11 protein-coding genes are annotated in these 15450 nt (G+C 34.3%); 6 read left to right on the forward strand and 5 right to left on the reverse strand.

The features are described from left to right. Nucleotides 1-146: 146 nt before the first annotated feature. The 4 genes from metG to BM246_RS09470 all read left to right on the forward strand — a co-directional run bounded on the left by metG (nucleotide 147) and on the right by BM246_RS09470 (nucleotide 4422). On the forward strand, nucleotides 147-2213 hold the full coding sequence (metG, locus tag BM246_RS09455) for a methionine--tRNA ligase (RefSeq protein ID WP_074937425.1): 2067 nt from the start codon (nucleotides 147-149) through the stop codon (nucleotides 2211-2213). A gap of 34 nt (nucleotides 2214-2247) precedes the next feature. Continuing rightward, the gene (locus tag BM246_RS09460; RefSeq protein ID WP_042503978.1) at nucleotides 2248-2766 is read left to right on the forward strand and encodes a ferritin; all 519 of its coding nucleotides are present in this window, start codon (nucleotides 2248-2250) and stop codon (nucleotides 2764-2766) included. A 468-nt stretch (nucleotides 2767-3234) separates the two neighbouring features. Next, nucleotides 3235-3708, forward strand: coding sequence for a lipocalin family protein (locus BM246_RS09465; RefSeq protein WP_042499557.1), 474 nt, complete (start codon nucleotides 3235-3237; stop codon nucleotides 3706-3708). 9 nt (nucleotides 3709-3717) lie between these two features. Further along, complete coding sequence (locus tag BM246_RS09470) at nucleotides 3718-4422, forward strand: YiaD family glycine zipper/OmpA-like lipoprotein (RefSeq protein WP_042499555.1); 705 nt, start codon at nucleotides 3718-3720, stop codon at nucleotides 4420-4422. Nucleotides 4423-4493: 71 nt separating this feature from the next. Here BM246_RS09470 and BM246_RS09475 read toward each other — a convergent pair whose 3' ends face one another. Beyond that, nucleotides 4494-7487: a DNA polymerase III subunit alpha gene (locus BM246_RS09475; protein WP_074937427.1), complete on the reverse strand. Its 2994-nt coding sequence runs from the start codon at nucleotides 7485-7487 to the stop codon at nucleotides 4494-4496. 80 nt (nucleotides 7488-7567) lie between these two features. Here BM246_RS09475 and BM246_RS09480 point away from each other — a divergent pair, with 80 nt between their 5' ends. Both BM246_RS09480 and BM246_RS09485 read left to right on the forward strand, forming a co-directional pair. After that, nucleotides 7568-8350 (forward strand): XRE family transcriptional regulator, encoded by a 783-nt coding sequence (locus BM246_RS09480; protein WP_074937429.1) that lies wholly within the window; start codon nucleotides 7568-7570, stop codon nucleotides 8348-8350. Between the two features lie 84 nt (nucleotides 8351-8434). Continuing rightward, nucleotides 8435-8881, forward strand: a complete 447-nt coding sequence (locus BM246_RS09485) for a LexA family protein (RefSeq protein WP_074937431.1) — start codon at nucleotides 8435-8437, stop codon at nucleotides 8879-8881. 88 nt (nucleotides 8882-8969) lie between these two features. Here BM246_RS09485 and BM246_RS09490 read toward each other — a convergent pair whose 3' ends face one another. The 4 genes from BM246_RS09490 to BM246_RS09505 all read right to left on the reverse strand — a co-directional run bounded on the left by BM246_RS09490 (nucleotide 8970) and on the right by BM246_RS09505 (nucleotide 15332). Continuing rightward, a complete protein-coding gene (locus BM246_RS09490; protein ID WP_042499551.1) occupies nucleotides 8970-9248 on the reverse strand; it encodes a F0F1 ATP synthase subunit delta/epsilon in 279 nt (92 codons plus the stop codon). 79 nt (nucleotides 9249-9327) lie between these two features. Continuing rightward, nucleotides 9328-10836, reverse strand: coding sequence for a F0F1 ATP synthase subunit beta (atpD, locus tag BM246_RS09495; RefSeq protein WP_042503986.1), 1509 nt, complete (start codon nucleotides 10834-10836; stop codon nucleotides 9328-9330). Nucleotides 10837-10993: 157 nt separating this feature from the next. Then, complete coding sequence (locus BM246_RS09500) at nucleotides 10994-12547, reverse strand: G-D-S-L family lipolytic protein (protein WP_074937434.1); 1554 nt, start codon at nucleotides 12545-12547, stop codon at nucleotides 10994-10996. Between the two features lies 1 nt (nucleotide 12548). Further along, on the reverse strand, nucleotides 12549-15332 hold the full coding sequence (locus BM246_RS09505; RefSeq protein WP_074937437.1) for a TonB-dependent receptor: 2784 nt from the start codon (nucleotides 15330-15332) through the stop codon (nucleotides 12549-12551). Between the last annotated feature and the right edge of the window lie 118 nt (nucleotides 15333-15450).

The raw sequence follows: 15450 nt of genomic DNA on the forward strand, positions 1-15450 counted from the left end.
TTTTCTAAATAGGGCTTAAATTGATTACTTTTACGGCTTGAAAAACACTTATGTTTACGAGTAAAATAGATGTATTTTTCAACACAAACAGTTGATTGTAGTACAGCTAAACCTCAAAAACACACTCATAATATAATTTTAAATTGATGAACACACCAAAACGATATACCATTACAACCGCTTTACCATACACCAACGGTCCAATACACATCGGCCATTTAGCTGGTGTTTATGTGCCTGCAGATATTTATGTACGCTATTTACGATTAACCGGAAACGATGTTGCATTTATTGGCGGAAGTGATGAACATGGTGTTCCCATTACAATTAAAGCTAAAAACGAAGGTGTAACACCACAAGATATTGTTGATAAATATCATGCCATTATTAAAAAATCGTTTGTAGATTTTGGAATTACTTATGATAATTACTCACGTACATCTGCTCCAATTCATCATGAAACAGCTTCGGAGTTTTTCAAAACTTTAGATGCAAAAGGTGAATTTATTGAGGAAACATCGGAACAATTATACGATGCCGCTGCAAATCAATTTTTAGCAGATAGATTCGTGATTGGAACATGTCCAAAATGTGGTAATGAAGAAAGTTATGGCGACCAATGTGAAAACTGTGGAACAAGCCACAATGCTACCGATTTAATTAATCCTAAATCGGCTATAACTGGTAATGTGCCAACGTTAAAACAAACAAAACACTGGTATTTACCACTAGATAAACATGAAGATTTTTTAAGAGAATGGATTCTTGAAGGTCATAAAAAAGACTGGAAACCTAATGTTTACGGACAATGTAAATCTTGGATAGACGATGGTTTACGTCCAAGAGCTGTAACCCGTGATTTAGATTGGGGAATTCCTGTACCTGCCGAAGGTGGAGAAGGTAAAGTACTTTACGTTTGGTTTGATGCACCAATTGGTTATATTTCGTCTACCAAAGAATGGGCTGCTCGCGAAGGAAAAGATTGGGAACCATACTGGAAAGATAAAGACACAAAATTAGTACACTTTATAGGAAAAGATAATATTGTATTTCACTGCATTATTTTCCCAGCGATGTTAAAAGCTGAAGGCTCTTATATTTTACCAGAAAATGTACCCGCAAACGAGTTTTTAAACTTAGAAGGCAACAAATTATCAACCTCTAAAAACTGGGCTGTTTGGTTGCCAGAATATTTAGAAGATTTCCCTGGGCAACAAGATGTTTTACGTTACGTATTAACGGCAAATGCTCCAGAAACTAAGGATAATGATTTTACTTGGAAAGATTTTCAGGCAAGAAATAACAACGAGTTAGTTGCCATTTTCGGAAACTTTATAAACCGTGTTGTTGTTTTAACTAACAAATATTACGAAGGTATTGTACCTACCCCTTCAGCATTTGAACAAGTAGACGAAGAAACTTTAGCCACTGTTAAAGCATATCCAGATGTTATTGCCAGCTCGATAGAGCGTTACCGTTTTAGAGAAGCTAGCCAAGAAATGATGAATTTAGCACGTTTAGGAAATAAATATTTAGCCGATGCTGAACCTTGGAAAGTAATTAAAGTAGATACAGAGCGCACAAAAACTATTATGTATGTGGCGTTGCAAATAGCATCGGCATTAGCAACTTTAAGTGAGCCATTTTTACCGTTTACTTCAACTAAATTAAAAAACATATTAAACCATACTGCTCTAGGTACAGAAACCACTTGGAAAGAAGTTGCCATAAAAGAGGTGTTACTTCCTGCAGGTCATAAAATTGGTGAAGCTGAATTATTATTTTCTAAAGTAGAAGATGAAACAATTCAAAAACAACTAGATAAATTAGAAGCTAGTAAAAAAGCTAACGAAGCAGCAAATAAAGTAGTAGAACCACAAAAGGATACTATAAACTTTGATGATTTTACTAAACTCGATATGCGTGTTGGTACTATTATAGAGGCTGAGAAAATGCCAAAAGCTAAAAAACTTTTAGTTTTAAAAGTAGATACAGGTATTGATGTTAGAACTATTGTTTCTGGTATTGCAGAAAGCTTTACGCCAGAAGAGGTTGTTGGTAAAAAAGTTACGGTTTTAGTAAACCTAGCACCAAGAGCTTTACGCGGCGTAGAAAGTGAAGGCATGATTTTAATGACAGAAAGTGAAGATGGAAAACTTGTATTTGTAAATCCGGACACAGATAATGTTGCTAACGGATTAACAATAAGTTAAACAGAATTTACTAACTTTATAAAAAACAAAACCTATGTTATCAAAAGCTATAGAAACCGCATTAAACAATCAAATAAAAATAGAAGCAGAATCTTCTCAAATATATTTAGCAATGGCTTGTTGGGCCGAAGTTAAAGGTTTAGAAGGGGTTGCAAACTTTATGTATGCACAATCTGATGAAGAGCGTGAACACATGCTAAAACTTGTAAAGTTTGTTAACGAGCGCGGTGGTCATGCAAAAATTTCAGAATTATCGGCGCCTAACGTAACTTTTACTTCATTTAAAGAAATGTTTGAGAAATTGTTTGAACACGAAGTATTTGTATCTCAAAGTATAAACGATTTAGTCCATATTAGTTTAGAAGAAAGAGATTATGCATCACACAACTTTTTACAGTGGTATGTTGCTGAACAAATAGAAGAAGAAGCTGTAGCGCGCACCATTTTAGATAAAATAAATCTTATTGGAGATGATAAAGGTGGATTGTACCTTTTTGATCGCGATATAGAAAACCTAACTGTAACTTCCGCATCTGCAGATGGTTTGCAATAATTTTAACATTTAATCTTATTTAGATTTAATAAAAATAGTTATTTTTGCCCAAGATAAATTTGATATCTCTTAAATTTCAGATTCTGTTTTGGGCAAAAAAAAGAAAAAAAAGGCAATTAAAATGTTACGTGAATTAGGAGTAGAACTTCCTGATAAAGTAAAAAGTAGTTGTTGTAAAAAATTTAAAAAAGGAGAAAATAAGCGTTGTAAAAAATGCCCTTGTTTCGACTTGCTTAAAAAAGTGGCATAATCACTCTTAATACCTAAAAATATTCGTTCCGAAAACCATCTGTGTTTTTGGTGTTTACTCAAGTTCAATTCCCGATAACGTTAAAAAAATAATTTATAGTGACTACCTATATCACATAGGGGTCTTAACTTGCGTACATCAAATTGTTTCTTTTTTTTAAGAAGCAATAAATAGTGATAATTTTTAAACCCAAATAGAAACCTAATTAATACATGTAAATGAAAAGAATAGCAATTTTATTAGTGTTAGCATTAACTTTAGCTTCATGCGGCACATCAAAAGTAGTGCGAACTTCAAAAAAAGTAATGAAAGGGAATTGGACGCTAAGTACTATTTCTTATAGTGAAAAAGGCACCTATAATGTATCTCTTTTAGATGATGCTCCAAAAGCATGTTTTGAAGGTAGTGATTGGCAGTTTATCCCGAATAATAATTCAGGAATATATACTATTAACGATACTAATTGTAGCATTGGTGCTCGTAACTTCATTTTTACCATTCAAGAAGTTGATCCTGCTACCGATCTGTATGATTTCTTATTAAAACCTACAGACGAAAAAGGAAAATCGCCAACCAACTACGGTTACAGAATGCAACTTACCCAACTTACAGAAGCTACAATGCAGTGGCAACAAACGCTTAACGTGGAGGGTAAACCATTTACAATTACAATGAATTTTACAAAACAATAAAACATACAGATGAAAACAATATTTAATAAAATCGGATTAATTCTATTAGCACTCGTACTTACAGTAAATATAACAAGCTGTAAATCGGTACAAAATGCAAACAACAAACAAAAAGGTGGCGCTATTGGTGCTGCAGGTGGCGCACTTTTAGGAGCCATTATTGGTAACAACGTTGGTAAAGGTGGTAATGGAGAACTTGGAGCTGTTATTGGTGGTGTTATTGGCGGTGGCGCTGGTGTACTTATTGGTAACAAAATGGACAAACAAGCTCAACAAATTGAAAACGAAATTCCTGGCGCTAAAGTGGAACGTGTAGACGATGGTATTGTAGTAACTTTTGATGAGAATAGTGGTGTATATTTTAAAACAGCAAAGTATAATGTTAACGAAGCTTCTCAAGAAACTTTAAATAAGTTAATTGCAGTTTTTCAAGAATATCCAGATACTAACGTGTTAGTTGTAGGTCATACAGATAGTGTTGGTAGTGAAGAATTAAACATGACGCTTTCTAAAAACAGAGCAAATGCTGTTACCGATTATTTTTTAAGTAAAGGTTTAAGTCGTAGTCGTTTTACAACCAACTGGTTTGGAGAAGCACAACCAACACATGATAATACTACAGCAGAAGGTCGTGCAAAAAACAGAAGAGTAAATATCGCAATTTTACCGAATGAAAAAATGATTGATGATGCTAAAACTGAAGCTGGACAATAAGCTGATTTTTTAGATTAATTAATAATATTAAGGCTATTCTTAAAAAGAATAGCCTTTTTTTATTTTATACACTAACCTATCCGTCGGTTAGTATTTGTTATAAACTTAGGAGGCGGATCGCTATAACGTGGGTCTTGAATAACAGCAAGTTTTTCCATAGTAACAACTTCAATAGTTATACAATCGAATTCCTCTATTACCTTACCTGTAATGGTATAAATACCTTTGCCTCTAAAAGGATATTTACTTGCCACTGGCGGAAAATGAACGGTGTCAATAAAATTCCCATCGTAATCTAAAAACGTTCCAAAATGCATGTATTTGCCACTAGATGTTACCGTGTTTTTTGTGGTTACCAAATAACCCTCAATAGAAATATTACGATTTTTAAATTTTGGGAGTTGCAATGCTCTTAAAGGTTGTACAGCTGTTTCCTCCAATAAACTAAACGGGTTGCAAAGCGTAAAGCCTAAAAGCTCTAAAGCATCAAAAGCATCTTCCAAAGCTGAACTTGGCAATTCTGGCGTTTTGTAATCTATACGTTTAGTTTCAAATAAATTAATAACATGGTCTTGAATTACTGTTTTGCTGGTTTTTAAATGGGCTTCCCAAAGTAATTCGCGCTTATTAACCCGCGTAAATCGAAACGCATTTATTTTAATCAGAATGGCGATTTGCTCTACAGATATACTTAGCCGCTCAATACAATCGTCTAGACTTTTAAACGCACCATGCTCCTCTCGGTCTAAAAGTAATTTCTTAATAGTTTTTACTTCCAAACCATGCAAAAACATAAAACCTAAATAAATATGTTTACCAATAATAATAGTTTCATTAAAACTTGTGTTAACACAAGGTGCCTCAATAATACCACCATGCATTCTAGCCTCGTGCACATAAAGTTCTGTGCTATAAAAACCACCAAAATTATTAATAGTAGCCACCATATATTCCAAAGGAAAATAGGCTTTTAAAAACAGACTCTGGTAACTTTCTACCGCATAAGATGCCGAGTGTCCCTTTGCAAATGCATAACCAGCAAAGCTTTCAATTTGCTTCCAAATTTCTTCAATTAAATGTTCTGGCTCTCCTTTTTGCCTACAATTATTAAAAAAAAGATTTTTCACAGATAGAAATTCATCACGAGACCTAAACTTTCCCGACATGCCGCGTCGTAATTTATCAGCTTCAGCTAAAGTTAAACCTCCAAAGTAATGCGCCACTTTAATAACATCTTCTTGATACACCATAACACCATAGGTTTCGGGCATAATACTAAGTAAAACTGGGTGCGCTTGCTTACAACGTTCCGGATCGCGATACCGCAATATATATTCGCGCATCATACCCGATTTAGCAACTCCAGGGCGAATAATAGAACTCGCAGCCACCAACCCTAAATAGTTATCAACCTGAAGTTTTTTAAGCAACATGCGCATAGCAGGCGATTCTACATAAAAACAACCAATAGCCTGAGCGTGTCGCAAAATATGCTTAATCTTTTCATCTGTTTTAAAACCTTTAATATCATGAATATCGATAGATGCCTTTTCTGGATGATTATATTTTACAATATCTACGGTGTCTTTAATTTTTCCTAAACCACGCTGACTCAATATATCGAATTTATAAAGCCCAATATCTTCGGCAACTACCATATCAAAATGTGTGGTAGCAAAGCCTTTCGGCGGAAAAAATGTTGCTGTATAACAATGAATAGGCTTTTCTGAAATAATAATTCCACTAGCATGAATACCCAAATAATTAGGAAACCCCTGAATATACTCACTGTAAATAAGCACTAATTTTGATAGTTTATCTAAGGCATCAATATTGTAGCGGCCTTTGCTGAGCATATCTATTTCTGATTTTGGTAAGCCGAAAACCTTACCCAATTCGCGTACCGACGCTTTAAACTTAAACGTATTATAAACTGCTAAAAGCGCGGTGTTTTTAAATGTTTTAAAAATAAATTGTGTAATATCATCCCGATCGGTCCAAGAAAAATCAATGTCAAAATCCGGCGGATTCTTTCGGTATAGATTTATAAAACGTTCGAAGTACAAATCGAGTTCTACGGGATCAACATCGGTAATTCGTAATAAATACGCAACAATACTATTGGCGCCACTACCTCTACCTACATAATAATAATTTTTACTTCTAGCGTATTTTAAAATTTTCCAATTCATTAAAAAATAAGACACAAACTGCTTCTCTTTAATAATACTTAACTCTTTTTTTATTCGATTAAAGATAACATCATCCGGGTTTTGATAACGATACACCAAACCACTATAAGCAAGTCTTTCGAGCAATTTATAATCTAACTCTTCACTTTTAGTATACGATTTTTGATTATTAGGTGTACTTTTCGAGAAATCGAAATTTATAGAACATCGGCTTAAAATAGCTTTAGTGTTTTTTATAATCTCGGGGAATTCACTATAAACATTGGACAATTTATTAGCAGAAAGCATAACATCTGTTTCTAGACCTTCCTCACTTTTTAACAACTTACTTAACAACGTATTATTATCGATTGCACGCAACAAACGGTGGGTGTTAAATCCTTTTTTATTTTCAAAAGAAACCGATTGTAAAACCACTAATTTAGAGACGTCTTTTTTCTGTTTAGAAAACTTAAGTTTATTTAAATCTTGTGGCTTTACACCTAAAAACTCATGTTTTTTTAAGTTAAAACTTCTATCTTGTTTATAAGGATAAATAACAAATGTATCGTCTAATTGAGGAGCACAATCTGGAATTACTAAACTAGCATCATGCAAAAAAGTAGATAAATAGTTATTAATATTATGAAACCCTTTATTGTTTCTAGCTAATAGTATAAATTTTTGTTCTGCGCCATTTCTAAAATCGACACCTAACACTGGTTTTATTTTATATTTTTTGGATAGCCGAACAAAATCTAAGCAAGCCGATGTATTATTAATATCGGTTAGCGCCATCGTTTTAAAGCCATTTTCCGCAGAAATGGCAAGTAGTTTTTCCGGACTTATTGTCCCGTAACGCAGGCTGAAATATGAATGACTATTTAAATACATAAGTTTTGCAAAATTAGCTACATTTAAAAGTAATTGTTGCTTACATTTGTAGTAAACCAAATTAAATATTAAAACGAGTAATGAAATTCATTCAATCCAACATTAAACATTTACGTACTTTGAAAAGTTTTTCTCAGGAACGTTTTGCGGACGAATTAGGTTGGACACGCTCCATTGTGGGTTCTTATGAAGAAGGCCGCTCAGAACCTCCTATAGATCGTTTAATAGAGCTTTCTACCTATTTCAATATACCAATAGATATTTTAGTTAAAAACGATTTAAGGCGCACTAAAAACACTTCTTTCATTGAAGTAGGAAACAAGCGTGTACTGTTTCCGGTAACGGTAAACGACATGGACGAAGATTTAATAGAAATTGTACCTACCAAAGCTTCAGCAGGATATTTACAAGGCTATGCAGATCCGGAATATATTGAGCAACTTCAAAAAATAAAACTCCCCTTTTTACCAACAGGAACGCATCGTGCATTTCCGATAAGTGGAGATTCTATGTTGCCAGTAAAAAGCGGTTCGTTTATTGTTGCAAAATTTATCGATACAATAAACGATGTAAAAAACGGACGCACTTATATTATACTCACCAAAGACGATGGTTTAGTATATAAAAGAGTCTATAATAAAATTGAAGAAAAAGACTCTTTAGAGCTACATTCTGATAATAAACTATACACACCTTACGATGTAAAAACCGCCGATATTATGGAAATTTGGGAGTTTACGTGCTGTATTAACACACAAGAGTATAGTGAAGAAGAACTAAAACTAAGCAGCATTGTAAATATGTTTCAGGAACTTAAAGTCGAACTAAAATCGATTAAAGGCTTGGAAAACTATGATTTTTAATATTACATTAACCAACCGAAATAATGATAAGGGCCTCTATTTTTTAAAAGACCAACGTATCATTAAAAATAAAACCCAAACCCTATGGCTATACAGTTAAAACAATCTGCTCCTTTAACGCTTTTTAATCCTGAAGAAACAGACAATGCAGGTGCGCTTTATTTCGATACAGGTATTTCGGCAGGTTACCCTGCTCCTACCGAGGATTTTAGCCAGCAGCATCTTTCTCTAGATACTGAGCTAGTTAAAAATAAAGAAACCACATTCTATGCACGTGTAAGCGGGCAATCTATGATTGGTGCAGGACTAGATGATAACGATTTATTGGTAATAGATAGAAGCATAGAGCCCACAAATAATAAAATTGCGGTTTGCTTTTTAGATGGTGAGTTTACTGTAAAGCGTTTAAAAGTGGATAAAGATGAAATGTGGTTAAAACCGGAAAACCCAAACTACCCTATTATTAAAATTACTAGTGATAATAAGTTTCTTATTTGGGGGATTGTAACTAATGTGATTAAAAAGGTGTAAATATTAAGCCACATTATACTTAAATTTAAAGCATAAAAAAATGCGAAGCTAAAGCCTCGCATTTTTTATATAATATAAAATTGATGTTTTAGTCTGCTAAAACAATCAACTTATTGTTTTTTAATTCTAACGTTCCAGAGTTAATTTTTAACAATGTAGCTCCTTTATCGTTTTTGGTAAATTTATCTTGAACCGCTTCATCTAATTCTACGTTCCCTGAAATTTTCACAAAACCTTCTTTTAAAATAGATATAATTGGCACGTGATTATTTAACATTTCAAATTCGCCATTTACTCCTGGAACCGCAACGCTAGTTACTTCTCCACTAAATAAGGTTGCTTCTGGTGATACAATTTCTAAATACATAATTTTCAAGTATTCAGTAATCAGTATTCAGTATTCAGTCGCGTAATGCTGACTGTTGACCTATAACTGCTTACTAGGTTTACGCTTCAGCTAACATTTTATCTCCAGCTTCGATAGCTTCTTCAATAGTTCCTTTAAGGTTAAACGCTGCTTCTGGTAAGTGATCTAATTCACCGTCCATAATCATGTTAAATCCTTTAATAGTTTCTTTAATATCTACTAAAACACCTTTAAGACCTGTAAATTGCTCTGCTACGTGGAAAGGTTGAGATAAGAAACGTTGTACACGTCTTGCTCTACCTACAGCTAGTTTATCTTCTTCAGATAATTCCTCCATACCAAGGATAGCAATAATATCTTGTAATTCTTTGTAACGTTGTAATAACTCTTTAACACGTTGTGCACAGTTATAGTGATCGTCACCTAAAATTTCAGCAGTTAAAATTCTTGAAGTAGAATCTAATGGATCTACCGCAGGATAAATACCTAACTCAGCAATTTTACGAGATAATACTGTTGTTGCATCTAAGTGAGCAAAGGTTGTAGCCGGTGCAGGATCCGTCAAATCATCCGCAGGTACATATACCGCTTGTACAGATGTAATAGAACCTCTTTTAGTTGAAGTAATACGCTCTTGCATAGCACCCATTTCTGTTGCTAATGTTGGTTGATAACCTACCGCAGAAGGCATACGACCTAATAATGCAGACACCTCAGAACCAGCTTGTGTAAAACGGAAGATATTATCTACGAAGAATAATACATCTTTCCCTTGTCCTTCACCAGCACCATCACGGAAATACTCAGCAATAGTTAAACCAGATAATGCTACACGAGCACGAGCTCCAGGAGGCTCATTCATTTGTCCAAATACGAAAGTCGCTTTAGATTCTTTCATTCCAGATTTATCAACTTTAGATAAATCCCATCCACCTTCTTCCATAGAATGCATAAAGTCATCACCATACTTTATAATTCCTGACTCTAACATCTCACGTAATAAATCATTTCCTTCACGAGTTCTTTCACCCACTCCAGCAAATACAGATAAACCACCGTGTCCTTTTGCTATATTGTTAATCAACTCCTGAATTAATACTGTTTTACCTACTCCAGCACCACCAAATAAACCAATTTTACCACCTTTTGCATAAGGCTCAATTAAATCGATTACTTTAATACCTGTAAATAAAACTTCAGTAGAAGTTGATAAATCTTCAAATTTTGGTGCTTGACGGTGAATTGGTAACCCAGCTTCTCCAGCTTTAGGTAAATCTCCAAGACCATCGATAGCATCTCCAATTACGTTGAATAAACGTCCGTAAACATCATCACCAACCGGCATTTGTATAGGTGCACCAGTAGCAGTAACCTCTGTACCTCTGCTTAATCCATCAGAAGAATCCATAGCGATAGTACGCACAGTATCTTCACCAATGTGAGATTGTACTTCTAGTACTAAAAGCGATCCATCTGCTTTTTTAATTTCTAATGAATCATAAATTTTTGGAAGTTCAGCACCTGCTCCGAATTCAACATCGATAACTGGACCTACTATTTGTGCAACTTTACCTGTAACTTTAGACATTACTTATGTGTTTAATATTATGCGTTTTAATTCAGTGAAAACACTTTGAGTTTTCGCGTGCAAATATAGTGGTTTTAATTTAAAATGAAAGTCGTTTTTATAATAAAAAAACGCATTCCATTGGAACACGTTTTTTATATTTTTAATAATTGCGCTTTTATTGTAATGTAGGCGCATAATTTGTTGGGTAATCTCCCGGACTTGGAACATTACCAGAGTCAATAAAATTAGCACCAAAAGAGGTGTCTATAGCTTCTAAAAACTTGTATGCCATATATGAATACCCTCTTGCTGTTAAATGAATTCCGTCTAGACTAACAGCTCCACCAGTTACTAAACTAGCATTTAATGTGTAATCGCCATAAAGAATTCCTGTTGTAGCTAATTCTGATAAAATAGTATTTAAATCTACTAAAGCAATATTATCATTAGCATCTGACACGGCTTTAATTGTTACATTATACGCATCTGTTGCTTCTTTAATAGCTAATTGTTCTTCTGGTGTTAAAACCCATTGATCTGCTAATGGTACGGCAACACCGTTTATACTTTGTGCGTTTCCAGGGATAGCTTCTGTTCCTATAAAAGAAGATGAACTAAGTACAAGTAAATCATCTGCAGTAGCTTGTCTATACTTTGGAATTTCAGCGAAAGCAGAATTAATCGCCCCTAAATCGGTTAAATCCTCATCTATGATAACAACTGCGTTTTGTCCTTCAACAAATTTTATAGTTCTTTTTGCAACTTCTTCAGCTGTAAACAAACCAGAACCCTGCAATGCAGCGTAAGCTTGTTGTAAACCACCATTATATGTGCCATACGCAGCCACACTGTTTAAAAAACTAGCAGTACCAGCATCTAATGGAATTGGATTATAAGGCACTGTTGTAAAATGTGGTAAATCTGTAATATATGGTACATTTGTAACCACACCTTTAGCACCACCACTTGTTAGTGTTGTAACTAAATTACTAAAAACACTAGCAAAAACATTAGGGTCTGTAATATCATTACTTCCGTATGTAGAAGGATCTAAATTCTCTTTTTGATCTACACCACTTCCACCAGAAACCGCAAAACTTAAAACATCATTCGCTCCCATTTCTGATAAAGTAAAAAACGTAGGACTTTGCGCCATAGCGTCTCCTAACATAGTTGCGCTTGGACTTGATGCCATTCTTACAAAGTAAGGATTAGCATAAGAACCTACTCCTGCAAGACTACCGTAAGAATCTGATAATAAATGAAAACTTTTTGCTCCTGGAACACCTAAATTACGAAAAGGCCCGGTTGGGTTGTTTAAAACAATATCTGTAGACACCGTTACTGGGCCAACCACAGACTCTAAAGGCATTGGAGTAGAACCGCCAAAAACAAGTCTTGGTTCTGCTATTCTTGTACCTCCTGCTGCCAAGCCACCAAAATTATCATTGGTTAATGGTTGTGTAAAATCTCCACCGCCTACACCAGCAAATTGATTTGCCAATATATTTGGAAAAGAATTATTTTGCCCCGCCATAAAAAGCGCGCCATCTGTATATCCTGCCGTAAAAGATGCCCCAAGAGACACGTATGTTGTAAAATCTGCCGAGCCAGAAGTTAGTTCTGGCAAAACCTCAGCGGCTTCATCTCTATTAACGTCTTCAATTTCGTTACAACTTGTAAAACCAATTAAAGCTGATAATACTAATATATATTTTGTGTTTTTCATCTTATAAATTATTAATTGTCCATGAAACATAATACATTGATCCAATATGACCTGTACCCACTGCTGTGAAATATTCATCTCCTAAAAGATTAGTTGCACCTGCCTTAAAAATAGATTTCATAGATGGAACCTTTAAGTTAATTTGCGCATCTACAACATGGAATTCTGGAACAACACCATTTGCAAAAGTTGCTTCCCAATAATAATCGTCACTAAATCTATAAGCTATGTTAAATCCGAAGTTTTCAAATAAATCCGTATTACCAAAAGACGCTTTAAATTTATGTTCTGGCGTATTAAAGTTTGTTGCAAAATCTGGATATGCTTCGCTATCAAAATCTAATTTAGCATAAGTATAACTTCCGCTTAAATCGAAATCACCAAATACTTTAGTAGATACTCCAACAGATGTACCGTACGAGTTTACATTAGCTTCAGAGTTTGTATATGTACTATATGCTTGGCTATCTCCATTTGCCAAAGCAGCTACAGATGCACCACCATCACCAACTGTTCCATAAAAAGGAGCAACCACAACTTCTTGAGATATAAAATCTTTATAGCTATTGTAATAAGCACTAACATCTACAGTAATTTTATTAAACTTACCTCTATACCCAACTTCTCCAGATGTTACTTGTTCTGGTTTTACTAAATCTGGGTTTGCAATTTCTAATACCGCAGGGTTTCCTGTAGCAGCTAGTTCTAAAGCAGAACTTGCAGTATATGAATTATTATAAGCCGCAGCTCCTGTTTGAGTAACGCTAGGCGATTGCACAATAGCAGCACCTCCGGGTGATAAATCGTAATTTCTAGTCCATCTATCTAAATTACTAGGAGCAGAACCTACTAAAATTGCTCTACCCGCATTTAGGCCGATAAATAAATCTTGAGTTGTAGGGTTTCTAAATCCTGTTTGCACAGAAGCTCTAACATTATGGTTTTGATTAAGTGTAAGTGCTGCAGAAATTCTTGGAGACACAAAACCATCAAAAAACTCAGACTTATCATAACGAGCAGACCCCGTTAATTTTAATTCCATTTCATCGTTAAGCTCAAGGTTTTTCTGAATTTGAGTATAAATTCCATATTCAGAATATGTAATAGGACCATCAATATCTGTATAAATAGTACCTGAAGAATTTAAACTATATTCTCTAAAAGAACCACCAACTTGAATATCGGCAAAATCGATAAGATGACTAAAATTATAATTAGCATCCGCATGATAATATTTAGAAGCATCTTGAAATTTAGAACCCGTAGTTAAATCCGGATCTGCTATACTTCTGTTAAATGCAGCAACGAACTCATCAGACCCTGGAAGAAATCTTCCTGTATCAGCAACATTTCTTGCTGCAGCGTGTGCTTGAGTTTCATCTGCACCACCAAGGGTTGCAGAAATAAAGGCTCCCGTATACTCACCAAACCATGTATTATTATCTTTCCAAGCACTATTAATATTAATACCTGTAAAAACCATATCATAAGAATCTCCAGCTTTATCTGATACTACGTAGCCTCTAACAAAGAAGTTATCGTTTCTAATTTCAATTTTATGTTGTTCTTGAAAAAAGTTATTAATGTTATATCTGTTTGTGCCTTGGTAAATTGTTGAACCTGTTCCAACCTTACCAACATAAGATATTTCAAAATCATTTTCCCATGGACGGTAGTATAGCCCCCAATCAGATTTAATACTACTAGCATCGTAATTCGTTAAATCTCTTTCATCGTAACCTGTTCTACTTACATCAACAAGTGGCACTAAATTTACTAAAGCTGGATTTGGTAACTGTGCTAAAAAAGTTTCACTTTCTATTACGTTTTTTAAATTCGTAGAAACTTCATCTCCATAAACATTAACACCATCGTAATCTATATTTGCTCTTGTTCCACCTATATTCGTTTTATCGTCTTCATTAACTGCAGCCCAATCGGTTCCTTTTAAGTAACCGAAATTTACTTTAGCTGCAAATTTATTACTGAATTTATAAGCTGCACGAATACTAACATCTGTATACTCATTATCTCCAGAAGCTTCTTGTGACGTAAGACCTCTTTTTACAGACGCACTAATACCTTGGTGATCGAAAGGATTTTTACTTCGCATAAATAAAATACCATTAAAGGCATTTGCTCCGTATAATGCAGAAGATGCTCCAGGAAGTAATTCCACACTTAAAACATCTGTTTCTGTCATACCTACCAAGTTTCCGATAGGGAAATTTAATGCAGGTGTTGAATTATCCATACCATCAACCAATTGCATGAATCTATTATTAGCAAATGTTGCAAAACCTCTTGTATTTACCGACTTAAAAGTTAAACTATTGGTATTAACATCTACACCTTTTAAGTTCTCTAAACCGTCGTAAAAATCGGCAGATGCAGTGTTTTTAATTTCTTTTAATCCAAAGCGCTCTACTGTAACAGGAGATTCAAATATTCTTTCTGGAGTTCTTGAAGCAGAAATCACAACTTCATCTAAAGAAGTTCCTTCTTTTAAAATAAAATCTACTTTTTGATTCCTTTTGGTTATTTCTACTGTAACCGTTTCAAAGCCTACACTACTGGCTTGAACTGAGAAGGGTGGATTTTGATTGTAGGTTAAAGAAAAGTTACCATCAAAATCTGTAACGTTTCCTGTAGAGGTGCCAACTACAATAATATTGGCTCCAGGAATGGGTTGGCTATTGTCATCGACAACAGTACCAGTAATAGTTGTTTGGGAAAAAGTTATTCCGCAAAAAAACAACATAAAAAATAGGAGAATTGCTTTCATTTATATGAACGAATTTAGATTTAGAATAGCAATATATGTATATTAAGTATTATTTACACATAAAAAAGCAAAAAAATTATGCGCGCATAGCACTTATTGATAAAAAATCATGGTTAAA

Origin of the sequence: Algibacter lectus, assembly GCF_900112395.1 — a bacterium.
GTDB lineage: Bacteria > Bacteroidota > Bacteroidia > Flavobacteriales > Flavobacteriaceae > Algibacter > Algibacter lectus.